This is a genomic window from Pseudarthrobacter leeuwenhoeki (genome assembly GCF_055412885.1).
The window spans coordinates 1-23,387 of sequence record NZ_JBVAYY010000005.1 but is presented as its reverse complement, the minus strand read 5'-3'; the positions used below and the strand labels follow the sequence as shown (position 1 = coordinate 23,387).

The window sequence follows — 23,387 nt, the reverse complement described above, 5'->3', positions numbered from 1 at the left end:
TGTGGCCCGGCAGATGGTCCTGCCGGAAGGCGGCGCTATCGCCGGGTGGCGTCGGTTTCGCCGGATGCACGACGCCGGGCAGCAGCTTGTGGCGGCGGCCAGGCGTCGTGATCTGTACTGCTGTTACCCGCAGTTCGGCCCTTAGGCGAGGTGGGCCACCGAGGGATAGAGCGGGTGGGCGGCGGCGAGGGCCTGCACCCGGGAGCGCAGACCGGACAGGTCCGTGCCGGCGTCGGCGATCAAGGCCTCCGCGATGATGTCCGCGACTTCGGCGAACGCTGCTTCGCCGAACCCGCGGGTGGCCAGCGCGGGGGTGCCGATGCGCAGCCCCGAGGTGACCATCGGCGGGCGGGGGTCGAACGGCACGGCGTTGCGGTTGACGGTGATGTCGATTTCCGCGAGGCGGTCCTCGGCCTGCTGGCCGTTAAGCTCGCAGTTGCGCAGGTCCACCAGGACCAGGTGCACGTCGGTGCCGCCGGAGATGACGTTGATGCCCTTGGCGGTGATGTCCGGCTGGACCAGGCGTTCGGCGAGGATGCGGGCTCCGGCCAGGACACGCTCCTGGCGTTCCTTGAACTCGGGGGACGCGGCGATCTTGAAGGCCACGGCCTTGCCCGCGATCACGTGTTCCAGCGGGCCGCCCTGCTGGCCGGGGAACACCGCCGAGTTGATCTTCTTGGCGATGTCGGCGTCGTTGGAGAGGATGATGCCGCCGCGCGGACCGGCGAGGGTCTTGTGCGTGGTGGAGGTCGTGACGTGGGCGTACGGCACCGGGGACGGGTGCAGTCCGGCGGCGACGAGTCCGGCGAAGTGGGCCATGTCCACCATCAGGTAAGCGCCCACGGAATCGGCGATCCGGCGGAACTCGGCGAAGTCCAGTTGCCGGGCGTAGGCCGACCAGCCGGCGACGATCAGCTGCGGTTTGTGCTCCTGGGCCAGGCGCTCCACCTCGGCCATGTCGATCCGGTGGTCGTCCTCGCGGACCTGGTACGGGATCACGTTGTACAGGCGGCCGGAGAAGTTGATCTTCATGCCGTGGGTGAGGTGACCGCCGTGCGCCAGGTTCAGGCCCATGATGGTGTCGCCCGGGCGGATCAGGGCGTGCATGACGGAGGCGTTGGCCTGCGCGCCGGAGTGCGGCTGGACGTTGGCGTACCCGGCGCCGAACAGGGCCTTGACCCGGTCGATTGCGAGCTGTTCGATCACGTCTACATGCTCGCAGCCGCCGTAGTAGCGCTTGCCCGGGTAGCCCTCGGCGTACTTGTTGGTGAGCACGGAACCCTGCGCCTGCATGACGGCCTTGGCGGTGTGGTTCTCCGAGGCGATCATTTCCAGGCCGTCCCGCTGGCGGGTCAGCTCGGCGTCGATTTGTGCGGCGATTTCCGGGTCGAGGGCGGACAGCTCGGCGTCCAGGCTCGGGGAGACTACCTGCTCGAATGCGGTCTCGGTGCCGGCAGCCGTGGTGGTGCCTGCAGCCGCGCTCACAGCTCGCCGCCGTTCTTGGACGCGTACTCCTGGGCGGAGAGGAGCGGGCCGTCGGATTCGGCGGCGACCTTGAAGAGCCAGCCGGCACCGTAGGGGTCGCTGTTGATCAGTGCGGGGTCCTCGACGACGGCCGGGTTGGTTTCGGTGACCTCGCCGGTGACGGGAGCGTACAGGTCCGAAACGGACTTGGTGGACTCCACCTCGCCGCAGGTCTCCCCCGCGGTCACAGTGGCACCGACCTCGGGCAGGTCCACGTAGACGATGTCGCCGAGGGCGTCCGTGGCGACCGCCGAGATGCCGATGGAAACAATGTTTGATCCGGCCTCCCGGGCAACCCACTCGTGCTCGTCGGAGTACTGCAGTTCAGGGGCAACTTTTGCCATGTGTTTTTCCTAAGTCTTGGAGTGGTCTTGGTGCTAAATCTAAGGGCTACTTCTGGCGCTTGTAGAACGGCAGCGCGACAACTTCGAACGGTTCAGCCTTGCCGCGGAGGTCGATGTCCAGGGCCGTTCCGGGTTCGGTGAACCCGACGTCGACGTAGGCCATCGCGACCGGGTAGCCCAGGGTCGGGCTGGGCTGGCCGGAGGTGACTTCGCCGACGGTGTTGCCGTCCTTCAGGACCGGGTAGTGGCCGCGGCCTGCCCGGCGGCCGAGGCCTTTGAGCCCGACGAGCTTGCGGCCCGTCGTGGTGCCTGCGCCGGCTTCCTTCGCGGCGGCCAGGGCAGCCTTGCCGACGAAGTTCCCTTCCTTGGAGAGCGCCACGACCGGGCCCAGTCCGGCCGCGAACGGGTCGCCATCGAGGGAGAGCTCGTTGCCGTAAAGCGGCATCCCGGCCTCGAGCCGGAGCGAGTCGCGGGAGGCGAGTCCGGCGGGCGTCAGTTCGCCGTCCTCGGCGATGGCCACGAGCGCCTGCCAGAGGGCGGCGGCGTCGCCGTTCGCGACGAAGATCTCGAAGCCGTCCTCACCGGTGTAGCCGGTGCGGGCGAGCAGGAGCTCCTGGCTGGCGCCGCCGAACATCAAGGGGACGTCGACGGCGGCGTAGTACTTCAGCCCGGTGACGAGTTCGTGCTGCGCGGCAGGAACGAGGCGCAGCAGGATCTCCTGGGCTTTGGGGCCCTGCACGGCGATCAGTGAGGTCTCGGCGGAGGCGTCCTCGACGGTAACGTCGAACCCTCCCTCGTTGCCGGAACCGGCCCGCTCGGCGAGGGCCGCGGCCACGACCTTCGCGTTGCCCGCGTTCGGGACCACCAGGAACTTCTGGTCGCCGCGGCGGTAGGTGATCAGGTCGTCGATGATGCCGCCGTCCTCCTTGCAGATCAGCGAGTACTTGGCCTTGCCGACCGCCATTGCGGAGATCTTGCCGACCAGGGCGTAGTCCAGGAAGGCCGCGGCGTCGGGGCCGGTGACCCAGACTTCGCCCATGTGGGAGAGGTCGTAGAGGCCGGCGGACTTGCGGACGGCGTGGTGTTCGGCCAGCTCGGAGCTGTACTTGAGCGGCATCTGCCAGCCGCCGAAGTCCGTGAAGGAGGCGCCGAGCTTCTTGTGCTCTTCGTAGAGTGCCGTGTAGTTCTCAGACATGTCGGGATCCTTAGTTTTCAAACTCGGAAAGCGGCGGGCAGGAACAGATCAGGTTGCGGTCACCGGCGGCGCCGTCGATCCGGCCGACCGGCGGGAAATACTTGTCCTGCCTGAGCGTGTGGACCGGGAAAACGGCCTGCTCACGCGGGTACTCGCGGGCCCAGTCGCTGCTGATGACGGCGGCGGCGGTGTGCGGGGAGTTGCGCAGCGGGCTGTGCTCGACGGTGAACTCGCCGTGCGCCACCTGGTCGATCTCGGCGCGGATGGAGATCATTGCCGTGATGAAGCGGTCGATCTCCCCGAGGTCCTCGGACTCGGTGGGTTCGACCATCAGGGTGCCGGCGACCGGGAACGCCAGGGTGGGGGCGTGGAAGCCGTAGTCGATCAGTCGCTTGGCAACGTCCTCGGCGGTGACGCCGGTCTTGGCCGTGAGTTCGCGCAGGTCCAGGATGCATTCATGGGCCACGAGTCCGCCTTCGCCGGTGTAGAGCACCGGGAAGAAGTCGTTCAGCCGGGCGGCGATGTAGTTGGCGGCGAGCAGGGCTGACTTGGTGGCCTCGGTGAGGCCCGCACCGCCCATGAGCTTCACGTAGGCCCAGGAGATCGGCAGCACGCCGGCCGAGCCGTAGCGCGAGGCGGAGATCGGAGGCCCGCTGTCGCCGTTGGCCGGATCGGCGTTGTTGGCATCGCCCGGCATGAACGGTGCCAGGTGGGCCTTGGCCGCGACCGGGCCGACGCCGGGGCCGCCGCCGCCGTGCGGGATGCAGAAGGTCTTGTGCAGGTTCAGGTGCGAGACGTCGCCGCCGAACAGGCCGGGCTGGGCCAGCCCGACGAGGGCGTTGAGGTTGGCGCCGTCGATGTAGACCTGGCCGCCGGCTGCGTGGATGGCGTCGCAGACCTCGCGGACGTCGGCGTCGAATACCCCGTGGGTGGAGGGGTAGGTGATCATGATCGCGGACAGCACGTCCTTGTGCAGCTCGATCTTGGCCTGCAGGTCGGCGTGGTCGATCGTGCCGTTGGCGGCGGTGGCCACGACAACAACCTTCATCCCGGCCAGCACCGCCGAGGCGGCGTTGGTGCCGTGCGCGGAAGCCGGGATCAGGCAGATGGTGCGCTGGGCCTCGCCGCGGGAGAGGTGGTAGCCGCGGATGGCCAGCAGGCCGGCAAGCTCGCCCTGCGAGCCGGCGTTGGGCTGGATGGACACCTGGTCGTAGCCGGTGATCTCGGTCAGCTGGGCTTCGAGGTCCGCGATCAGTTCGCGCCAGCCGGCGGTCTGGGATTCCGGGGCGAAGGGGTGGATCGAGGCAAACTCCGGCCAGGAGATGGCTTCCATTTCGGCCGTGGCGTTCAGCTTCATGGTGCACGAACCCAGCGGGATCATGGTGCGGTCCAGGGCGAGGTCGCGGTCCGAGAGCCGGCGGATGTAGCGCAGCAGCTGGGTCTCGGAACGGTGCGTGTTGAAGACCGGGTGCTGCAGGTAGTCGGAGGTGCGCTCGACGGCGGCTTCCAGCGCGAAGGCTGTGCCGCTGCCTTCGGCCGCGCCGGGTTCTGCGCCTGATTCTGCGTCTGGTGCTGCGTCTGATTCTGCGTCTGCGACGCTCGCACCGAAGGCGGCGACGACGTCGGCGACGATGGCCGCCGTCGTCGCTTCATCGGCGGAGACGCCGACAGTGTCCGCGTCGATGCTGCGCAGGTTGATGCCCTTGGCCTCGGCGGCGGCAATGATCTGTGCGGCCTTGCCGGGGACCGAGACGGTCACGGTGTCGAAGAAACTGGCGTGCAGCACGTCCAGGCCAGCGGCCTGCAGCGAGGCGGCAATGGTCCGGGCGTGGCCGTGGGTGGTCTCAGCGATGGCCTTCAGGCCGTCCGGGCCGTGGTAAACGGCGTAGAAGGAGGACACGATCGCCAGCAGGGCCTGCGCGGTGCAGATGTTGGAGGTGGCCTTCTCACGGCGGATGTGCTGCTCGCGGGTCTGCAGGGCCAGGCGGTAGGCCGGGACGCCGGCGTTGTCTTTGGAGACGCCGACCAGACGGCCGGGCATGGACCGCTCGAGGCCCTTCTGGACGGCCATGTAGGCGGCGTGCGGGCCGCCGAAGAACAACGGGACGCCGAAACGCTGGGCGGAGCCGACGGCGATGTCGGCGCCCTGCTCGCCGGGCGGGGTGATGAGGGTCAGCGACAGCAGGTCCGCGGCGACGGTGACGAGGGCGCCGCGTTCCTTGGCGTCGGCGATCACGGCGGTGTGGTCAAACACCCGGCCGGAGGCGCCGGGCTGCTGCAGGACAACGCCGTTGATGACACCCTCGGGCAGTCCCTTGGAGAGATCGGCGATCTCGACCTCGAAGCCCAGCGCCTCGGCGCGGCCCTTGACGATCGCGATGGTCTGCGGCAGGCAGTCGGCGTCGAGGACGGTCTTGCCGTCGTGGGCGGACTTGTTCTTGTTGGCCCGGCGCATCATAAGCACGGCCTCGGCGACAGCGGTGGCTTCGTCCAGCAGCGAGGCATTGGCGATGGGCAGGCCGACAAGATCCTGGACCATGGTCTGGAAGTTCAGCAGCGCCTCGAGCCGGCCCTGGGAGATTTCCGGCTGGTACGGGGTGTAGGCCGTGTACCAGGCCGGGGCTTCGAGGATGTTGCGGCGGATGACGGCCGGGGTGAGGGTGTCGTAGTAGCCCTGCCCGATCATCTGGACGGCAGTTGTGTTCTTAGCGGCAAGCTTGCGCAGCTCGGCGAGGACCTCGACTTCACTGAGCGCCGCCCCGAGTGCCAGCGCGGAGTCCTGCCGGATGTCCTTCGGGACGGCCGTGTCCACGAGGGCATCGATGGTGTCGTAGCCGACAGCCTTCAGCATGGCGTCGACGTCGGCCTGGCGGCGGGCGCCGATGTGCCGGTCAACGAAGGACGTGGACGCTGAGGTAACAGTCACAAGGAACTCCATAACTAAGGCGGCGCAGGGTACGCCGCATTGATTCGGGTTCCTCCCCGCTCTGTATTGGACCTGAGAGTTTCCGCGGAGCCGCGCTTTCGCATGACTCCGCTTGCACCGTCGGTGAGCACAGCATGTCAAAGGACAGCCTGCTACTTTCCAGAGTTGCCTTGCCGCGGCGGTACATGGGCCTGAGAGATTCCTGGGGAGGGTTTGCTCCTACGGCGCCTGCTTGTACCTACTTGCAGAACTCTCCCGCCGCAGATCAAAGGCATATTAAATTTGCGTGACAACAGTCACAGGCCCCATTGTCCTACGCCCGGCCCGCGTCCGCAAACCAGGGACGCGCCGGGGCCGCCGTCGAACGCGAATTCGCGGGAAAGCTGCGGCGTCGCCGACGTTCCCGCGACCCCGCAGCCGTCCGGCGAGTTCGACGGTGGGCGGGCCGCGATACCGGCGGCGAGCGGCGCTCCTCCGGTCAGCCGCGGAGCCGCTCGAGGGCGGTGAGCAGGCTTTCAACGTCGGGGCCGACCTCCGGGAGCGGACCGCCCGGGCCGCGTGCCAGCATGGCGTTGAAATACAGCCCGTCCCCCATGTAGAGGACCGGCTTGGCCATGGCGGGGCCGACGTCGGCCGCCAGCAGTTCGAGCCAGCCCGCCTGGACCGAAGCGATCCGGCGCAGGGTTTCCTGGTGGGCCACTTCGGCCAGCCGGGTGGCTGCCACGAAGACCCGGTCCAGCGGCGTGTCCGCCCAGACCGAGGACTTGATGAAGAACGCCGCGGCGCCTTCCGGAGCGGCCGCCATGGCGGAGAGATCCTCGGCGAGCAACCGGTCCAGCCGTTCCAGCAGGACGGAAATCATCGCCTCCTTGGTGGGGAAGTGGTAGAGCAGCCCGCCCTTGGAGACGCCGGCCAGCCGGGCGACGGCATCCAGCGTCGCGGCACGTTCACCCTCTTCGATAAGCAGGGATTCGAACGCGTCAAGGACGGCTTCGCGGGCGACGGGTTTTCTGGCCATGGTTCCAATCATGCCCCGCGGCGGGGACGTGTCTTAACGGTCGGTTTAATAACTATACCGTCCAGACGGTATAGTTATTTTGATGAGCAACACATTTACCACCCGCAGCAGCACCGGCACGGTCGGCAACTCCGCCGCCGGAACGAAGCAGTCCCCGGCGCCGCGTGCGCCGTGGCGCGACTGGCTGGCGCTGGCGCTGCTGATGTTTCCCGTGTTGCTCGTGGCCGTCGACAACACGGCCCTGACCTTCGCGCTGCCTGCCATCGCACGCAGCCTCGATGCCTCCGGGGTAGAGCTGCTCTGGATTGTCGATGCCTATCCCCTGGTCCTCGCCGGTCTCCTCGTGGCAATGGGCAGCCTCGGTGACAGGATCGGCCGCCGCCGGCTGCTCTTCATCGGCAGCACGGGCTTCGCTGCCGTCTCAGCGGTCACGGCCTTCGCCCCCAGCGCCGAGTGGCTGATTGCCGGGCGTGCGGGGCTGGGGTTCTTCGGCGCCATGCTGATGCCCTCCACCCTGTCCCTGATCCGCAACATCTTCCCCGAGCCCAACCGGCGCCGGCTGGCCGTGGCCATCTGGGCCGCCGGATTCTCCGGCGGTGCCGCCCTGGGCCCGATCTTCGGCGGCTGGCTGGTGGAGCACTTCTGGTGGGGCGCGGTGCTGCTGGTCGCCGTGCCGATCATCCTGCCGCTGCTGGTCCTGGGCCCGGCCCTGATCCCGGAATCCCGGGACCCGAACCCTGGCCGGGTGGACGTGCCCAGCATCGTCCTGTCCCTGCTCGTTATGGTGCCGGTGGTCTACGGCATCAAGATCCTGGCCACGCACGGTCTGGCAGTGGAACCGCTGGCCGCCATCGCCTTTGGCCTGACGATGGGCTACATCTTCATCCGGCGGCAGCGGCAGCTCCTGGCGGGCGGCCTGGAGCGGGACGCCCGGTCGCAGGACAGCCTCCCTCAGGTCGCTGCGACAATAACCGGCTCCGCACCGGGAAGCCCCGCGGACGAAAACCGCACCGCTCCCCTGCTGGATATCAGCCTCTTCAGCAACCGGGTCTTCAGCACCGCCATCATCGCCAACGTTCTGGCGCTGTTCTCCTTCAACGGCTTCATCCTGTTCCTGGCCCAGCACCTGCAGCTGCTCGAGGGGCAGTCCCCCTCCGAATCCGGCGTCGCCATGGTCCCCGCGCTCATCGCGACGGTCCTGGCCGGCCTGCTGGTGGTGCCGCTGGTGAAGAAGGTCCGCCCCGGTTTTGTGGTCGCGGGCGGGCTGCTCCTGAGCGCCGGCGGTTACTTCCTTGTGGCCTTCGGCGATCACAGCAACGGCCCGGCGCTGCTCCTGGCGGCACTGCTGGTGCTGTGCCTTGGCGTCGGCGCCGCAGAGACCATCTCCAACGACCTGATCCTCGGTGCCGCCCCGGCCGAGAAGTCCGGGGCGGCGGCCGCAATTTCCGAGACCGGCTACGAAATCGGTTCCCTGCTGGGCACCGCCATCCTCGGCTCCATCCTGACGGCTTCCTACCAGGGCAATCTCCGGCTACCCGCCGGCGCCGCGGACGCAGCGCCAGCTGAGGCATCAGCCCAGGCGGGCGAGACGCTCGCCGGGGCCGTGGAACTGGCCCAGGCCCTCCCGGCACCGCTGGCGGAGGCCGTGATGGCCGCAGCCCGGGCCGCGTTCGATTCAGGTGTCCACATCACGGCCACCATTGCACTGGTGCTCATGGCCGGGGCGTCGGTGCTTGCCGCCGTCGTGCTCCGGAAAGTGCCGACCGCCAAATAGCCAGGGAACCGCAACGCTCCCGTGCTGCATGCCGGCGCCGCTTTAAAGCCAAACGCCCGGCGCCGGTGGGAACCGGTGCCGGGCGCTCTGAGCTTCCGGGAAACGCTACTTGCTGTCCGCCGTGGTGACGCTGGCGTTGGCCCGCATCGTCTCCGCGTTGACCAGCCAGGCGTACTGCTCAAACTTGGCAATGAATGCGTGCAGCAGGTCCGCCGTGGTCGGGTCCTCTTCGTCGACTTCGTCGTGGACTTTGCGCATGGTGCCGACGGCGGCCTCCAGGGCCGCGACGATCCGCTCGATGGCGTCCTTGGTGTTGATCAGGCCACTGGGGAACTCGGCGAGCGAGGTGGACTTGGACACCGTGGAGCTGCGGCCGTCCGGAAGGGCATGGAGGGCGCGCATGCGCTCCGCCAGCTCATCCGCGAACTCACGGGCAGAATCGATAATCTCATCCAACTGCAGGTGGAGGTCCCGGAAGTTCGTTCCGACGATGTTCCAATGCGCCTGCTTGCCCTGAACGTGAAGTTCGATCAGGTCAACTAGCACCGCCTGCAGGTTCATCGTGAGCGTGGGTGAAGCTTTCATGCGTCCTCCTGAGTAGGTGCGATACCGTATTGCGGCCGGCATCGCTAGGTCCGGTATCTCTGACGCTACCGCAGGGTGCAACAGGTGCGCGACGGTCCCGAAAGAATTTCTCGGTCAGCTTACTAAGTCAGCTTACTAACGACGGCGGGCGCTCCGTGGGCGACGCAGCCAACCGGCCGGGCCTCACCAGAAATGCGCGACGTCGATCACGAGCCGTGAGCCCGCGTCCGGCCCGGCCAGGGTGAACACGCGGAACGGCAGCCGGGCCCGGACCCCGAGGCCAAGGCTCGAATAGCCCTCGAAGCTGCCGGCCCATGCCACCTGCCGGAACGTCTGGTAGCCGCTGACGTTGCTCAGTTCGTTCGGATCTGCCGGGTTGTAGGTGGCGTTGCCGTTGTCGTCATAGGCCGGTGCGTTGGCTGTGATCTGGAGGAACGCCTGGCCCCGCAGCGGGACCGGCAATCCCGACCCGTCCTGCGTGACCTGGGGAACGTAGCGGACGGTGTAGCCGCCGACGGGCCCGTTGAGGTCGATGACCAGCCGGTCGAAGCAGTAGTGCTGGCCCGTGCGGACATTCGTCACCTGGGCCTGGCTCATCGCCGGATCCGCCTTCATCAGCGACCCCCACACCAGTCCGCAGTAGGGAGCCGCCGCTGCGGGACCGGGCGCCACGAGCCCCGATCCGACTGCCATCAGGATAGCTACCAGCCACACCAGGATCTTCTTCATTTGGGCCGCCCCCTTGAGAGATGAGATAGCTCCAGAATAGGAGCGTTTCCGGGCCGAAGCGAGAGTCCGGCCGGATCTGCGTCCAACCGCTGGGCTGCGCCGCGCCGGGTCCCGGGACGGTTGCGCCGCCGTCGTCCTGCTGGAGAAGCGCCGGGCAACGGCGAAGCGCCGGTCCCTTGCGGAATCCGGCGCTTCGCGGTGCCTTGCTGGAAAGTTGTGAAGTGGTGGCGCGCGGTGGAAGGTCCCCTAGCCTTCGCAGTCGCGGCAGTACTTCAGGCCATTCTTTTCCTTGGCCACCTGGGTCCGGTGCCGGACCAGGAAGCAGGAGGAGCAGGTGAATTCATCGGACTGTTCGGGAACAACAACGACGGTCAGTTCTTCGCCGGAAAGATCAGCGCCGGGAAGGTCGATGCCTTCAGCCGTGTCGTTCTCATCGACGTCGATGACGGCAGTCTGGGCGCCGCCACTGCGGGACGCCTGAAGTGCCTCCACCGACTCAGCCGGAGACTCTTCTTCAGTCTTGCGTGGTGCGTCGTAATCGGTAGCCATTTGGGGGTTCACTTTCGTTGCTGCGGAGCGCCATTTCAGGCATCTCAGTGAAGCAGTCTAAGACATTATGCACGCAGTTGAACAATAGTGTGCCGAATCAGACACATTGCGTCGCACGGCCCTCCAGGTGGGACGGGCGGGGCACCACGACGGGCGCCACGACTCCCCAAAGGGTTCGGCACCGGGCAGTCTGCACGGCTGGCTGCCCGTTCAGGCGACAGGCCAAATGATGAGAGTCTTCCAGGTTGCCGGGTCCGGCTCCGCCGCGGGGTCGCTGAGGTAGTACTCCCACATCGCGTTGCCCGGCGTCAGGCCTTCGGCCTGCATCTTCTCCATGATCGCCCCATACGTTTTGGGGAGAGACTCGTAAGGGCCCACGTGCATCGCTTCGAAGGCCCGGCCGGCCGGCAGGGAGCCCGCGGTGACACCGCCGTCGCCGCCGCCGGGAAACGGCGCCGCCACCGGAAACCCGGCCTCGACGTCGACGACGTCGGTCGGCATCCCGCGATACATCGCGAACGGCGGTCCGGCCAGCTGGACGTGCTGTTGTTCCGCCGCACTCATCACCGCGCTGTACGCGCGGCCGAAGAACCCGCGCAGGCCCGCCATGGGAACGGTTTCGCGCAGCACCACCGTCGGCTGTTCCTGAAGCTGGGTGGACTTGATGTCCGGCGTCTTGTCCGGATGAGTTTCAGTCATAGGCCCAGACTCCGCCGTGCGGTTTCCGTGGTCTAGGGCCTAACGTCCCCCGGGCGCTATATCCGGGTCTCCGGCAGCGGACGCCACGACGAACCCGCGGGTACCGGTTGTCCGGTCAGTCGATGACGGACAAATCGGGGATCCATTTTTCCTGCGACTCCAGGGCGTTGAACATCAAGACCCAGACACCGTCCTTGGCCCCATGGATATCCGTAAAGGGCGTGAAGGCGAAGTACAACTGGTTGCGGGCCTGGGTTTCCGTGCTTTGCATCTCGATGACCTTGAACTCGAGTTGCTCCCAGGAACCGTCATACGGAATGAAATTGTTGGACTCAGTCACAATGAGCATGCGCTGCGGGTCCGAGAGCCCGGAGAGAACACTTTCCTGGCTCAGCCCGGACGGCGCGGCAACGTCGGCATAGGCCGTGGGAAAGAGGGACGAAACGCGCGACGGGGCCATCTTGGTGTAGTTGCTGCCGGCCGCAGCAGGCGTGGTTGTGGCGGCGCCGGGGCCAGGCTGGACGCTCAAGCGGGCGGTCGCTTCCTTGAGCAGTTCATCGTCGATGATCTCGGCACCGGTGCTTGTCCGGGAGATCTTCCCGGTGGCCGGGGCCTCCTGGTAGACCTCACGAAGGAACGCCCCGAAGGCCAGATGGTCATCCCGGCTCTGCTGTTCGAACGTGGCCTGGTCCATGGCCTCCAGCGCGCTGATCTTCTGCTGCTGCTCCGCTGTCAGCGCCCTGTAGGGCGCACTGCCTGTCAGGGCAGCCGACGCCGGGCCCGCGGGGGCGGCGGCCGAGGTCGCCGCACCGGGCTGGGTGGGAGCGGCGGGCTGGGTGGGAGCGGCGGGCTGGGTGGAGGCGCCGGATTCGGCGGGGGCGCTGGCCGTGCAGCCTGACAGCAACGCGGCCAGGGTGAACAATGTCAAGCCGGCGGCGGCGGCGCGGCGACGATTCAGGCGTCTGTCGGTCATGGCGTCCCCCAAATGACTCGGGCCCGCCGGTTGTCCCGGCGGGCCTGTTCGAGAATCAGACTGTGCGTTGGCGGGTTTGGCAAACCATCCGACGTGATGCGCACTGTACGAACATTGTCCACAATTCTTTTGTCCTATGCCACGGTAGTCCTGCCGGGACGCAGGTCAAGGCCATTGACGTCAGAAGCAAGGGGCGCAGGCTCAAAGTACCCAAAACCACGTTTGCCCGATGCCACCGTGACGAGATGACGTCCGGATCGGGAAATGTGCCTTGCGTGCCTACCCAGTCGCCTTCTCCATCGCTCGACCCATCCGCCGTGGACGGCCTGAGTTCGGCGCTCCGGGGCGAGTTGTTCCATCCTGGAGAGCGCGGATACGACGACGCCCCGAAGCTCGTCAACGCGATGATCGATCGCGGTCCTGCCGTGATCGTCCGCCCGGCGGACGCCGAAGATATCTGCCGCGCGGTGACTTTCGCGCGGGCAAACCATTCACTGTCTCCGTCAAAGGCGGCCGGGGCGCTCCTGGGCGACCTTGACCGCGCCACCCAGAAATTTGGCCTTGCCACACCGCTCGGAGTAATCTCGGCCCGGCGGAGGACGTGGTAATTCCAACCGACTACTGCACCTGCAGACCGCTCACGATCCGGAATTCCCCTCGGGCCGAAACCACTACTGGACATCGAGTTTCTTCACCGCATTCGCTGACGACGCCATCGACATCCTGCTCAATTTTGCGGCTGAGATGCCTTCGCCGGCGAGCGCCATCGGTATGCAGCAAATGCACGGTGTGGCCGCCCGAGTCGACCCGGAAGCCACGGCCTTCCCACATCACCGGTCCCAGTGTGAACCCCTGATCCTCTCCCAACGGGCAGACCCGGCTGAAACGGAACACAACGTCGGATGGACACGCGTCTTCTTCGATGCGCCGCAGCCCTTCGCCGCGAGCAGGGTCTAAGTCAACGATGTGGGCGAAGATGGGAGTCCCGGGTGAGGGCCGCCTACGGGACGAAATATGACCGGCTCAGCGCTGTCAAAGCCAAATACGACCCAACCAACCTCTTCTACTCCAACCAGAACATCCGGCCGACGCTGTAGAGAGGACCTTCGGACAGCAGCGCCCTGCAGGTCTCCAAGTCCAGGTTGCGAACGTCCAGGCCAGAGCGACAGCGTGCCTGGATCAAAAGCTACCGCGCGGAGACCAGAGCCGCACGTATGCTGACCCGGGCAGCTCTTGTCCCCCATGATCCGAATGGCACCCAGTGACCAGTTCCTCCCCATGGAACGAACCTGACGGCAAAATTGCCCCGACGACTTCAAGGGCGTGAGATTCGCCCAGACCCCAAGGTTCTGATTTATTTCCCGGTCGAGGCTGCGCGATGCCCAGGGAATTATGTAGGCAGGCTCTTCGCCGAACTCAGCTGGCGTCATCGAAACGATTTGCCGGTGATCGAGGCTCGTCATAAGCGATATCTCTCGCTCAAATCAATTTTGACAGGTCGACACCGGTCACGGTCGATTAGCACGTCGCCCGACTATCAGCGGACTCTGCCACGAGGAATACGGAGGGGTTCGCCCTTCAACGCCGAAACAAAAACCGCACCGCCACCGGGATAGTTCCCAGTAGCGGCGCGGTTTCTATGGGCCCCCTGTCGGATTCGAACCGACGACCCCCGCTTTACAAGAGCGGTGCTCTGGCCAACTGAGCTAAGGAGGCATTCCTGCGCGCCAGCCGGCACCGGGCCGCAATGAGGGGCCTGGCGCTATGGCGCTAGATAAGGTTAGCCCACGGATGCCCGGTGATAAAAACAGGCCCGGCCCCGGAAGAATCCGGAACCGGGCCTGCACTTTGCTGTTGAGTCCTGCCGCCTACTGCTTGGCTTCGATGGCGGCCTGGAGGAAGTCCTCGAACGGGGTCTGGGCGCTCTCGCCCTTGCCCCACTGCTTGCCGTCAACGAACACGGAGGGCGTGCCGGTGATACCGATGGACGCCGCCTGCTTGGTGGCGTACTTCACCCACGGGCGGAAGGTCTTCTCGTCCACGCACGTTTCGATGCTCTTGGCCCCGGCATCGGTGGCCATCTTATTCAGATCCGCATCCGAGATGCCGGCGCCGCCTTCAGCAGGCTGCTTCTCGAACAGCGCATTGACGAAGTCCGCGTACTTCTCCGGCGATTCGTTCACAACGCAGGCCGCCGCGTTGGCGGCGCGGGACGAGTAGTTGGTGGTGGATTGGCTGTCCAGGAACCCGAGCGGGCGGTATTCCACGCTGATCTTGCCTTCGTTGCGAAGGCCAGTGAGCGTCTCGTTGTACTGGGTCTCAAAGTTCTTGCACGCGGGGCAGATGAAGTCGATGTAGAGAACCACCTTGACCGGCTTGCCGGCCTCAGCCTCGGCACCGGGTGCGGTCACCTCTGCGGGCGCAGTGTCCGCCGGCGCGGGAATGTCGGCGACCCGGACGGTCGCGGGCTCGGTCTTCGCGACCTCGGAGTTGGCCAGCAGCGTGACGCCGCCGTAGACGTTGCCGTTGGCCGGGGTGGGTCCCTCATCCGCAATCGGGGCGTTCTTCTGAATGTTCGAGGTGACGACCAGCGCCACCACCACAATGATGGCCACGACGGCGGCAACAATGCCCCAGCCGATGAGCAGCTTGTTGCGCTTGTCCTTCTTCACCTGCGCCTCGCGGATTTCACGGGCTTTCTCTCGGGCCGCGGCAGTTCGCTCTGTTTTGGACTGACGTGGTTCGTTTGCGGGGCTCATTAGTTCCTCGGGTCGATCGGCCGGTGGTATCCACTGGGTGGCAATTCATCATTTTAGGGGAGAATTCTGGGAACTTGCGCTTTCAACTTTCCTCCCCGTCTCCCCGCGGACGAATAGCACAGAAGATTCCGCCGGGCTAGGGTGGATCAGAGCGACGAGCAAATCCCAGGGAGCATCAATGCAGGCAACCAAACACGCCGAATCGGATCCAGAATCCAACGGCGCGGTCGCGCACGACACCGGCGCGCACGGCACCGGCGGCACCGATCCGGACGCACAGTATGACTTCATGGTGGTCTCCAACCGCATGCCGGTCGACCGCTGCTCCCCGGACGAGCCCGGTTGCGAAGACGGCTGGCGCCGCTCCCCCGGCGGCCTGGTCACCGCACTGGCACCCATGATGACCAGGGCCGAAGGCGCGTGGGTCGGCTGGCACGGCGCACCGGATGAGCATCTCCAGCCTTTCAGCCACGGCGGCATCGACCTCATTCCCGTCCAGCTGAGCACGCATGACATCGAATTTTATTATGAGGGTTTCTCCAACTCCACCCTCTGGCCGCTCTACCACGACGTCATCGCTCCGCCGGAGTTCCACCGGACCTGGTGGGACTCCTACCGCAAGGTGAACCGCCGGTTCGCGGACGCAGTCATCCACCACGCCAGCCCCGGCGCCACGGTCTGGGTCCAGGACTACCAGCTCCAGCTCGTCCCGAAGATGCTGCGCGAGGCGCGTCCGGATCTGAAGATCGGCTTCTTCAACCACATCCCGTTCCCGCCGCCGGAGATCTTCGCCCAGCTGCCGTGGCGCAGGGCCATCATCGACGGCCTGCTGGGCGCCGATCTGGTCGGCTTCCAGCGCAGCAGCGACGCCGGCAACTTCATGCGCTCCGCCCGCCGCTTCCTCGGGGCCAGCGTCAAGCAGCAACAGGTCCACGTCAGGGGCAGCGACGGGGCCACCACGCACATCGCCCGTGCCCAGGCGTTCCCCATCTCGATTGACGTCAAGCAGATCAGCGAACTCGCCCGGAACCCCGAAATCATCGAACGCTCCCGGCAGATCCGCCGTGATCTCGGGAATCCCAAAACCATCCTTCTCGGCGTCGACCGCCTGGACTACACCAAGGGCATCCGGCACCGGCTCAAGGCCTACGAGGAACTCCTGGCCGACGGCAAGGTCACGGTGGAGGACGCCGCCCTGATCCAGGTCGCCAGTCCCAGCCGGGAACGGGTGGAGCAGTACCGCCTCCTGCGCGAAGAACTCGAGGGCACGGTGGGTCACATCAACGGCACCTACGACACCATGCAGAACACCGCCGTGCGCTACCTGAACCACAGCTACCCCGTCGAGGAGATGGTGGCGCTGTATCTGGCAGCGGACGTTATGCTCGTCACCGCCCTGAGGGACGGGATGAACCTTGTGGCCAAGGAATACGTCACGGCACGGACCAACAATGACGGTGCCCTGGTGCTGAGCGAGTTCGCCGGCGCCGCGGACCAGCTCAAGCAGGCCCTGCTGATGAACCCGCACGACATCGACGGCCTCAAGGACACCATCATGAAGGCCGTCAACATGCAGCCTGCGGAGGCCGCGCGCCGCATGCGCGCGATGCGCAAGCACATTCTGGACCACGACGTCGATCTCTGGTCCTCGGACTTCCTGCGCGCGCTCGAAGAAAAGGTAATCCGTGATGACTCCTGAGATATCCCCGGAACAGACCCCGCTCCCCCTCGCCCCGGACCTGCTTGAGGCCCTGCGCCGCATCGCCGCGACGGAGCACCTGCTGGTCGCCATGGATTTTGACGGCACGATGGCACCCCTCGTGGACCATGCCGGTGATGCCCGCGCCCTACCCCGCTCGGCGGCGGCCTTCGCCGCCCTCACGGAACTGCCGCGGACGACGACGGCGCTCATCTCGGGGCGCGCCCTGGACAGCCTGCGGGCGGTCGCCTTCCCCCCGGAGAAGACGCTGCTGATCGGCAGCCACGGCGCCGAAGTCTGGATGGGACCCGGGTCATCGAAACTGGAACTTGACGACGCGCGGCGGAAGCTGCTCGCCGAGGTTCGGCACGAGCTGGAGGGCATCGTGGAGCTGGCACCGGGAACCCTGCTGGAGGACAAGCCGGCCGGCGTCGTCCTGCACACCCGGCTTGCCGAGGACGATGTTGCCGAGGACGCCGTCGCCGCTGCCCGCGCCGTCCTGCAGGACCGGCCCGGGGTGTACCTGAAGAGCGGCAACCGTGTGCTGGAGACCTCCGTGGTCCACTCCTCCAAGGGGGAAGGCATCGCCTTCCTGCGCCAGGCCAGCGGCGCCACTGCCACGGTCTTCGCAGGCGATGACACCACCGACGAGGACGCCCTGGCCCGCCTGCTCCCGGGGGATCTCGGCGTGAAGGTCGGGCTGGACTTCACCCAGGCCCAGTTCCGGATTGAAGCCCCGGCGCACGTTTCCGAGCTACTGGAGGCCCTGCTGCGGGAACGGAAACGCGTCCTCGGACTGCCGGACAGTACCTCATAGCGGGCGTCAGGTAAGCCGAATCACCTGTGACATCCACAATATTTTGCCCCATTTGCCAAAAATATGACATACTCTGGTTGTGATGTGGCGCACAAATACCGTGCGGCGTCATTGGATACTCCTCGGCTTCGGCCGGGGAGTATACGCACGATCAGGTGCTGACAACTGAATAGACAACAGAATAATAAGACCATTCACTACGGATCGTCCGGCACGTACCTGCCGGTGAAGGGATTGATAACTGTGGCTACAGTTACTTTTGATAACGCAACACGTCTGTACCCGGGCACGGATAAGCCCGCTGTTGACAAGCTCAACATTGAAATCGCTGATGGCGAATTCCTGGTCCTCGTTGGACCCTCCGGCTGTGGAAAGTCGACCTCCCTGCGCATGCTCGCAGGTCTTGAGGACGTCAACGCCGGCCGGATCCTGATTGGCGACCGCGATGTCACTGACGTTCCCCCGAAGGACCGCGACATCGCCATGGTCTTCCAGAACTATGCCCTGTACCCGCATATGACGGTTGCGGACAACATGGGCTTTGCCCTGAAGATCGCCGGCGTCAGCAAGGAAGAGCGCGCGGAGCGTGTCCGTGAAGCTGCCAAGCTGCTGGACCTGGAGCCATACCTGGACCGCAAGCCGAAAGCACTCTCCGGCGGTCAGCGGCAGCGTGTCGCCATGGGCCGCGCGATCGTGCGTAACCCGCAGGTCTTCCTCATGGATGAGCCGCTGTCCAACCTTGATGCGAAGCTCCGCGTGCAGACCCGCACGCAGATCGCGTCCCTGACCCGCCGCCTGGGTGTCACCACGGTCTACGTGACCCACGACCAGGTCGAGGCCATGACCATGGGCGACCGCGTCGCCGTGCTGAAGGACGGCCTGCTGATGCAGGTCGACACCCCCCGCAACCTGTACGACAAGCCCAAGAACGTCTTCGTGGCCGGCTTCATCGGCTCCCCCGCGATGAACCTGCTGGAACTTCCCGTCGTCGACGGCGGCGTGCAGTTCGGCGGCACCATTTACCCGGTGCCGCATGGCGTCCTCGAAGAGGCCAGCGGCAAGACCGTCATGCTCGGCTCCCGTCCGGAAGACCTCGAGCAGGTTGCCGAGGGCGAAGGCCTCCAGGTTGAGGTCGATGTCGTCGAAGAACTCGGCGCCGACGCCTACATCTACGGCCACACCACGCTGGATGGCAGGCGCCACGACATCGTGGCCCGCGTCGACGGCCGCCGTCCCCCGATGAAAGGTGAATCCATCTGGGTCCGCCCGCAGTCAGGCCACGTGCACCTGTTCGACACCAAGACCGGCCTGCGCCTGGGCGACTAGTTTCCTGCACGGCTGACGGCGGTCCTCCCCACTGGAGGGCCGCCGTCGGGCTTTAACTCCCTTGGCAGCACCCTTTCATTAGGGCCGCCGCCCTTAACTACTGACTACTAGCTACGGAAGAATTGGCTCATGACCGAGGACAACCACATCACCGAGGACAACAGTGCCCGGTGGCACGACGAGCCCACCGACTACGGCCAGATCGGCAAGCTGCCCCGGTTCGAAGCCGCCAGCGCCAATGACAGCAAGGCGTCCGTGGCCTCCAGCTCGCTGAGCATCACCGCCGCCGCCACCGAGCCGGAGCTCCTGGACCTGCCGTGGCACATCGCGCTGGAGGAGTGGCCGGCGGAATACCTCGCCGCGCTCCCCCGCGGCATCTCCCGCCACATTGTGCGTTTCGCCCATCTTGGCGGCTCCGTCATCGCCATCAAGGAAACCTCGGAGCACGTGGCCCGCCACGAATACCACATGCTCCGCAAGCTCGCCCGGCTGGACGTGCCCTGCGTGGAACCGGTCGCCGTCATCACCGGCCGCACGACGCCGGACGGCCGGCCGCTGAACCCCGTGCTGGTCACCCGGCACCTGAAATTCTCCATGCCGTACCGCGCCCTCTTCTCGCAGATGCTGCGCAAGGACACGCTCACCCGCCTGATCGACGCCCAGGCCCTGCTCCTGGTGCGCCTGCATCTGATCGGGTTCTACTGGGGCGACGTCTCGCTGTCCAACACGCTGTTCCGCCGCGACGCCGGCGCGTTCGCCGCCTACCTCGTGGACGCGGAGACCGGCGAACTGTATCCGGACCTGTCCACCGGCCAGCGCGAATACGATCTGGAGATTGCCCGGGTCAATATCGCCGGTGAACTCATGGACCTGCTCGACGGCGGCCTGATCGAGGAAAAAGTGGACCCGGTGGCCACGAGTGAACTCATCATGGACAGTTACCGGCGCCTGTGGACCGAGCTGACTGAGAAGGAATCGTTCGAGATCGGTGAGCGCTGGCGGGTGGCGGCCCGCATCCGGAAGCTCAACGAGCTGGGGTTCGACGTCGAGGAATACGCGATCAAGACGACGCAGAACGGTTCGACAATCCAGCTTCAGCCCAAGGTGGTCGACGCCGGCCACCACCAGCGCCGGCTGCTGCGCCTCACCGGCCTGGACGCCCAGGAAAACCAGGCCCGCCGGCTCCTGAACGACATGGACTCCTTCCGTGCGGACAACAACCCCGGGATGGACGAGGCATACAGCGCCCACCTGTGGGTCAGCCAGATTTTCGAACCGATTGTCCGTTCCATCCCCCGCGACCTGTCCGGGAAGCTGGAGCCCGCGGAGGCCGTGCACGAAATCCTTGAGCACCGCTGGTACATGTCCGAGAAGGAGAACCGGCACATCCCCCTGGCCGAAGCCGTGCAGTCCTACATTGACTCGGAGCTGCGCCACCGCCGGGACGAGGCCGCCATCATGCTGAACCCGGATACGGGGATGCTCAAGATCCTGGCAGTGGAAACGGAGGAATCCCGCTACGGCGCCGACGAGTCCATCGACGAATACCCGGACTCCGACGATTAGGCGTCCGCGGGGGCGGGGCTCCCCGGGGCTCTCGTCGTGGCACAGCCGCGCTAAATAGCCTTGCCGGGGTTCAGGATGCCGGCCGGGTCGAACAGTTCCTTGATCCGGCGCTGCAGTTCACGCACGGGCTCCTTCTGTTCCAGCCCGAGCCAGCGCAGCTTGAACTGGCCGATCCCGTGCTCCCCCGTGATGGTGCCGCCCATCGCCAGCGCCACGGTGATGGATTTGTCCAGGGCATCACCCAGCCGGCCCATGGCATCGGTGCCGACAGCACTGTCCACCCGGTCCACCCAAAACGTCGGGTGCAGATTCCCGTCGCCGGCGTGCGCCACCACCTTGAGGCTGACCCTGTACGCCGCCGCCATGGCCTCCAGCTCAGCGACGTAGTCGACCAGCCTTGAACGCGGGACGGCGACGTCCTCGCCCACACGGTATTCGTCGTCGACCTCCACCCCGCGGCTGTTGCGTCGCAGGTCCACCAGCCGCTCCGCCTCCGCGCTGGCTTCCATGGTCACGACCGCGCCGCCGGCCACGAGAACGGGACGGATGGCCGCCGCCTCCGCTGCTGCGCCGAAGCCGTCGGTCTGGATCAGCAGCAGGGACTGTCCCCGGGCGGCGAGGTCCGAGCCGTGCAGCGCATCGAGCTGGGCCAGCGTGCCGCTGTCGAGCAGTTCCATGATGGCCGGCTGCACGCGCGCCCTGCCCACGGCGAGGACGCCCGCCGCGGCGCTGCGGAAGTCCGGGTAGAAGGCGGCGACCGTGTGCACGTCCTGCGGGAGGTACTTGAGCCGGACGGTGATTCCGACGACGATCCCCAGCGTCCCCTCAGAGCCGACGAACAGCCCGGTGAGGTCGTAGCCGGCGACACCCTTGAATGTCTGGTGGCCGGTATGGATGAGCGAGCCGTCCGCCAGCACGATGTCGAGCGCCAGCACCGAGTCGCGGGTCACGCCGTACTTGGCGCAGCGCAGGCCGCCGGCGTTGGTGGCCACGTTGCCGCCGATCGTGGACATCTTGAAGCTGGCCGGGTCGGGGGCATACATGAGTCCGTGGCCTGCGGCGGCCGCGTTGAGGTCCGCGTTGATCACCCCGGGTTCGACGACGGCCGTTTCGTCATCGGGGTTCAGGTCAAGGATGCGGTTCATCCGTTCCAGGCTCAGCACGACGCAGTCCTTGCTCGCATGGGCACCACCGGAGACCCCGGTCCCGGCGCCGCGGGCCACCAGCGGAACCCCGTGGGATGCGCAGGCGCGGACGGTGGCCTGGACGTCTTCGATGGATTCGGCCCGGACCACGGCCTGCGGCAACTGGTAGTCCAGCACCGGCGCCTGGTCCACGGCATAGACGGACAGGGTGGGGGCGTCCAGGGCGACTTTGGCCGGGCCCAGGGCAGAGGTGAGCTCGTCGATGATGCTCATGCGGTCTCCAGTTCGTCGAATCCGGCCTTCAGTCTAAGGCGGATCCGGGTGCTCCGGATTGGGGTGTTAATTGTGGCGTGGCGCAAGGCGGCCGGCTGCTAAGGTTTCGGAACCTCAACTGCGGGGTTGCACTTGGCAGCGATCGAGAAGCAGTAAACCGTTGCATAACCAAGGTCAACGGTGCCATCTCCGGGAGTAGCCCTCTGCGAAATACCAAGCCATCCGGACACCTGTGGCCGCTTGGGCAGGCTGCGCGAGAACAACCGTTCCGAGGACGAGCACCAATACGGAGAGCAGTGCTGTGATGATCTTTCGGATCATGGCCTGCTTCTTTCAATCCCTGGCGACTCCGGGAGGGTAGCCCGGCTCACCTGTCTATGACTGGGCTGCCGGGGTCCAACAGTCACGAAGTCTGGGGTATGCCTGCTCGTCCCTCAATTCACCGCCAGAACGCAACCGTTCAGGATTGTACGCCTGACCGGGAATGAACACGACGCCAACTATCGCGATCACCACAATGACATGGTGTGGCGGGCTTCTCATGAGAGAGACTTCAATGGCGGCGGCGGAGATGATGATTCCGAGCCTGAGCTTTTCCCTCTAAGGGTGTTTCGATGGACGCCAGAGTAGTACCGCAAGCAGCCTTAAGGCAATGGCCCTGGCAACCCTCTAGGGTTACGGAGCCGCTCCATTCGGCGCTGAATATGCTCTTCGGGTACCGGCGGCCTTAGGCGCCGGCACCACCCATGAAGCGCACAAAGCGGTCCAGCACACCCGGCCAGCCGGCGGCATACTCCGCCCGTGCGGCGGCGGGGTTCTCGGCGCCTTCCCAGCCGGTGTGCACGAGTCGGAGCTCTGTACCGCCCTCCACCGCCCGGAACGCGACGCGCAGGTCCGTGGACCAGACAGCGGAGGACCCGGGGTGCCAGCTGGCATGGAAGGACAGAGGGGGCTGCCAGTCATCGATGGACCCCCAAATGGCGGTCCTGCCGTCGTCCGCGCTCTCCAGGACGAGGTTCTCTTCGAATTCGACATAGGAGCCGGCACCGAAGACGCTGTGGTCCTCAAGCGGCCACCAAAGGTGCGTGTGGTCGGTAAATCCAACAAAGGCGCGCGCCACCGCCCCCGGGACAATAACCGTGTACACGACGGGATCCAGCCCGTCTGCCGCTGCCGGCTCCGGCGTCTCGGCGGCGTCAGAGGCTGCGTGGCTGAAGAGGTTATCCATGGACAACAACTCTACCCGCGGCCCGTCACACCCTCACGTCCTTGCGGGATTGCGGGCCCCGTTGGGCCCCATGACGGCGATTCTCTGGAAAGGGAACAGGCGTTAAATGCGGGAGAGCCCCAACCGTGTGGTTGGGGCTCTCGACCGTGTAATGATGTTCCGGCGGTGACCTACTCTCCCACACCCTCCCGGGTGCAGTACCATCGGCGCTGTGGGTCTTAGCTTCCGGGTTCGGAATGGGACCGGGCGTTTCCCCCA

The 23,387-nt window shown here is 66.1% G+C and carries 20 protein-coding genes, 1 tRNA gene, 1 rRNA gene and 2 riboswitches; of the genes, 7 read left to right on the top strand and 15 right to left on the bottom strand.

Annotation, left to right across the window (positions count from 1 at the left end; all coding sequences use genetic code 11):
- Nucleotides 1–141: 141 nt before the first annotated feature.
- From glyA to ACZYX4_RS05450, 5 genes are all read right to left on the bottom strand, one after another.
- Entirely contained in the window at nucleotides 142–1,485 is a 1,344-nt protein-coding gene (gene glyA, locus ACZYX4_RS05470; RefSeq protein ID WP_463874291.1) for a serine hydroxymethyltransferase, read from the bottom strand.
- Nucleotides 1,482–1,868: a glycine cleavage system protein GcvH gene (gene gcvH, locus ACZYX4_RS05465; protein ID WP_463874290.1), complete on the bottom strand. Its 387-nt coding sequence runs from the start codon at nucleotides 1,866–1,868 to the stop codon at nucleotides 1,482–1,484. The genes glyA and gcvH overlap by 4 nt, the downstream gene beginning before the upstream one ends.
- A gap of 46 nt (nucleotides 1,869–1,914) precedes the next feature.
- Nucleotides 1,915–3,063 carry a glycine cleavage system aminomethyltransferase GcvT gene (gene gcvT, locus ACZYX4_RS05460; protein ID WP_463874289.1) on the bottom strand — a complete coding sequence of 383 codons (1,149 nt, stop codon included), beginning with the start codon at nucleotides 3,061–3,063 and terminating at the stop codon, nucleotides 1,915–1,917.
- A 10-nt stretch (nucleotides 3,064–3,073) separates the two neighbouring features.
- Entirely contained in the window at nucleotides 3,074–6,001 is a 2,928-nt protein-coding gene (gene gcvP / locus ACZYX4_RS05455; RefSeq protein ID WP_463874288.1) for an aminomethyl-transferring glycine dehydrogenase, read from the bottom strand.
- Nucleotides 6,002–6,040: 39 nt separating this feature from the next.
- A riboswitch (glycine riboswitch) is annotated at nucleotides 6,041–6,157 on the bottom strand.
- Nucleotide 6,158: 1 nt separating this feature from the next.
- A riboswitch (glycine riboswitch) is annotated at nucleotides 6,159–6,257 on the bottom strand.
- 210 nt (nucleotides 6,258–6,467) lie between these two features.
- Complete coding sequence (locus ACZYX4_RS05450) at nucleotides 6,468–7,007, bottom strand: TetR/AcrR family transcriptional regulator (RefSeq protein ID WP_463874287.1); 540 nt, start codon at nucleotides 7,005–7,007, stop codon at nucleotides 6,468–6,470.
- 82 nt (nucleotides 7,008–7,089) lie between these two features.
- On the opposite strand from ACZYX4_RS05450, the gene ACZYX4_RS05445 reads away from it, so the two are divergent.
- A complete protein-coding gene (locus ACZYX4_RS05445) occupies nucleotides 7,090–8,781 on the top strand; it encodes an MFS transporter (protein WP_463874284.1) in 1,692 nt (563 codons plus the stop codon).
- 105 nt (nucleotides 8,782–8,886) lie between these two features.
- Here ACZYX4_RS05445 and ACZYX4_RS05440 read toward each other — a convergent pair whose 3' ends face one another.
- The 5 genes from ACZYX4_RS05440 to ACZYX4_RS05420 form a co-directional block, all read right to left on the bottom strand.
- Complete coding sequence (locus ACZYX4_RS05440; protein ID WP_463874283.1) at nucleotides 8,887–9,366, bottom strand: Dps family protein; 480 nt, start codon at nucleotides 9,364–9,366, stop codon at nucleotides 8,887–8,889.
- Between the two features lie 183 nt (nucleotides 9,367–9,549).
- On the bottom strand, nucleotides 9,550–10,095 hold the full coding sequence (locus ACZYX4_RS05435; RefSeq protein WP_463874282.1) for an AMIN-like domain-containing (lipo)protein: 546 nt from the start codon (nucleotides 10,093–10,095) through the stop codon (nucleotides 9,550–9,552).
- A 246-nt stretch (nucleotides 10,096–10,341) separates the two neighbouring features.
- Nucleotides 10,342–10,644, bottom strand: a complete 303-nt coding sequence (locus ACZYX4_RS05430) for a DUF4193 domain-containing protein (protein WP_463874281.1) — start codon at nucleotides 10,642–10,644, stop codon at nucleotides 10,342–10,344.
- A gap of 210 nt (nucleotides 10,645–10,854) precedes the next feature.
- Complete coding sequence (locus tag ACZYX4_RS05425; RefSeq protein ID WP_463874279.1) at nucleotides 10,855–11,343, bottom strand: GyrI-like domain-containing protein; 489 nt, start codon at nucleotides 11,341–11,343, stop codon at nucleotides 10,855–10,857.
- 115 nt (nucleotides 11,344–11,458) lie between these two features.
- A complete protein-coding gene (locus ACZYX4_RS05420) occupies nucleotides 11,459–12,316 on the bottom strand; it encodes a hypothetical protein (RefSeq protein WP_463874278.1) in 858 nt (285 codons plus the stop codon).
- A 275-nt stretch (nucleotides 12,317–12,591) separates the two neighbouring features.
- Here ACZYX4_RS05420 and ACZYX4_RS05415 point away from each other — a divergent pair, with 275 nt between their 5' ends.
- Both ACZYX4_RS05415 and ACZYX4_RS05410 read left to right on the top strand, forming a co-directional pair.
- Complete coding sequence (locus ACZYX4_RS05415; RefSeq protein ID WP_463874277.1) at nucleotides 12,592–12,924, top strand: hypothetical protein; 333 nt, start codon at nucleotides 12,592–12,594, stop codon at nucleotides 12,922–12,924.
- A gap of 381 nt (nucleotides 12,925–13,305) precedes the next feature.
- Complete coding sequence (locus tag ACZYX4_RS05410; RefSeq protein ID WP_463874276.1) at nucleotides 13,306–13,413, top strand: BBE domain-containing protein; 108 nt, start codon at nucleotides 13,306–13,308, stop codon at nucleotides 13,411–13,413.
- Between the two features lie 545 nt (nucleotides 13,414–13,958).
- Here the strand turns inward: ACZYX4_RS05410 and ACZYX4_RS05405 are convergent.
- Together ACZYX4_RS05405 and ACZYX4_RS05400 are read right to left on the bottom strand one after the other, a co-directional pair.
- A tRNA-Thr gene (locus tag ACZYX4_RS05405) sits at nucleotides 13,959–14,032 on the bottom strand.
- Between the two features lie 152 nt (nucleotides 14,033–14,184).
- Nucleotides 14,185–15,075, bottom strand: coding sequence for a DsbA family protein (locus tag ACZYX4_RS05400; protein ID WP_463874274.1), 891 nt, complete (start codon nucleotides 15,073–15,075; stop codon nucleotides 14,185–14,187).
- Between the two features lie 289 nt (nucleotides 15,076–15,364).
- Between ACZYX4_RS05400 and ACZYX4_RS05395 the strand changes: the two genes are divergently transcribed.
- The 4 genes from ACZYX4_RS05395 (at nucleotide 15,365) to ACZYX4_RS05380 (ending at nucleotide 20,483) form a co-directional block, all read left to right on the top strand.
- Complete coding sequence (locus tag ACZYX4_RS05395) at nucleotides 15,365–16,774, top strand: alpha,alpha-trehalose-phosphate synthase (UDP-forming) (RefSeq protein ID WP_463874577.1); 1,410 nt, start codon at nucleotides 15,365–15,367, stop codon at nucleotides 16,772–16,774.
- Nucleotides 16,764–17,591 carry a trehalose-phosphatase gene (otsB, locus tag ACZYX4_RS05390; protein WP_463874273.1) on the top strand — a complete coding sequence of 276 codons (828 nt, stop codon included), beginning with the start codon at nucleotides 16,764–16,766 and terminating at the stop codon, nucleotides 17,589–17,591. The genes ACZYX4_RS05395 and otsB overlap by 11 nt, the downstream gene beginning before the upstream one ends.
- A gap of 243 nt (nucleotides 17,592–17,834) precedes the next feature.
- Nucleotides 17,835–18,917, top strand: coding sequence for an ABC transporter ATP-binding protein (locus ACZYX4_RS05385; RefSeq protein ID WP_463874272.1), 1,083 nt, complete (start codon nucleotides 17,835–17,837; stop codon nucleotides 18,915–18,917).
- Nucleotides 18,918–19,064: 147 nt separating this feature from the next.
- Nucleotides 19,065–20,483 carry a DUF4032 domain-containing protein gene (locus ACZYX4_RS05380; protein ID WP_463874574.1) on the top strand — a complete coding sequence of 473 codons (1,419 nt, stop codon included), beginning with the start codon at nucleotides 19,065–19,067 and terminating at the stop codon, nucleotides 20,481–20,483.
- Between the two features lie 50 nt (nucleotides 20,484–20,533).
- Here the strand turns inward: ACZYX4_RS05380 and ACZYX4_RS05375 are convergent, their stop codons facing one another.
- The 3 genes from ACZYX4_RS05375 to rrf all read right to left on the bottom strand — a co-directional run.
- Nucleotides 20,534–21,901 carry an FAD-binding oxidoreductase gene (locus tag ACZYX4_RS05375; RefSeq protein ID WP_463874271.1) on the bottom strand — a complete coding sequence of 456 codons (1,368 nt, stop codon included), beginning with the start codon at nucleotides 21,899–21,901 and terminating at the stop codon, nucleotides 20,534–20,536.
- 727 nt (nucleotides 21,902–22,628) lie between these two features.
- Complete coding sequence (locus ACZYX4_RS05370) at nucleotides 22,629–23,129, bottom strand: SRPBCC domain-containing protein (RefSeq protein ID WP_463874270.1); 501 nt, start codon at nucleotides 23,127–23,129, stop codon at nucleotides 22,629–22,631.
- 157 nt (nucleotides 23,130–23,286) lie between these two features.
- Nucleotides 23,287–23,387, bottom strand: a 5S ribosomal RNA gene (gene rrf, locus ACZYX4_RS05365); the annotation flags it as partial.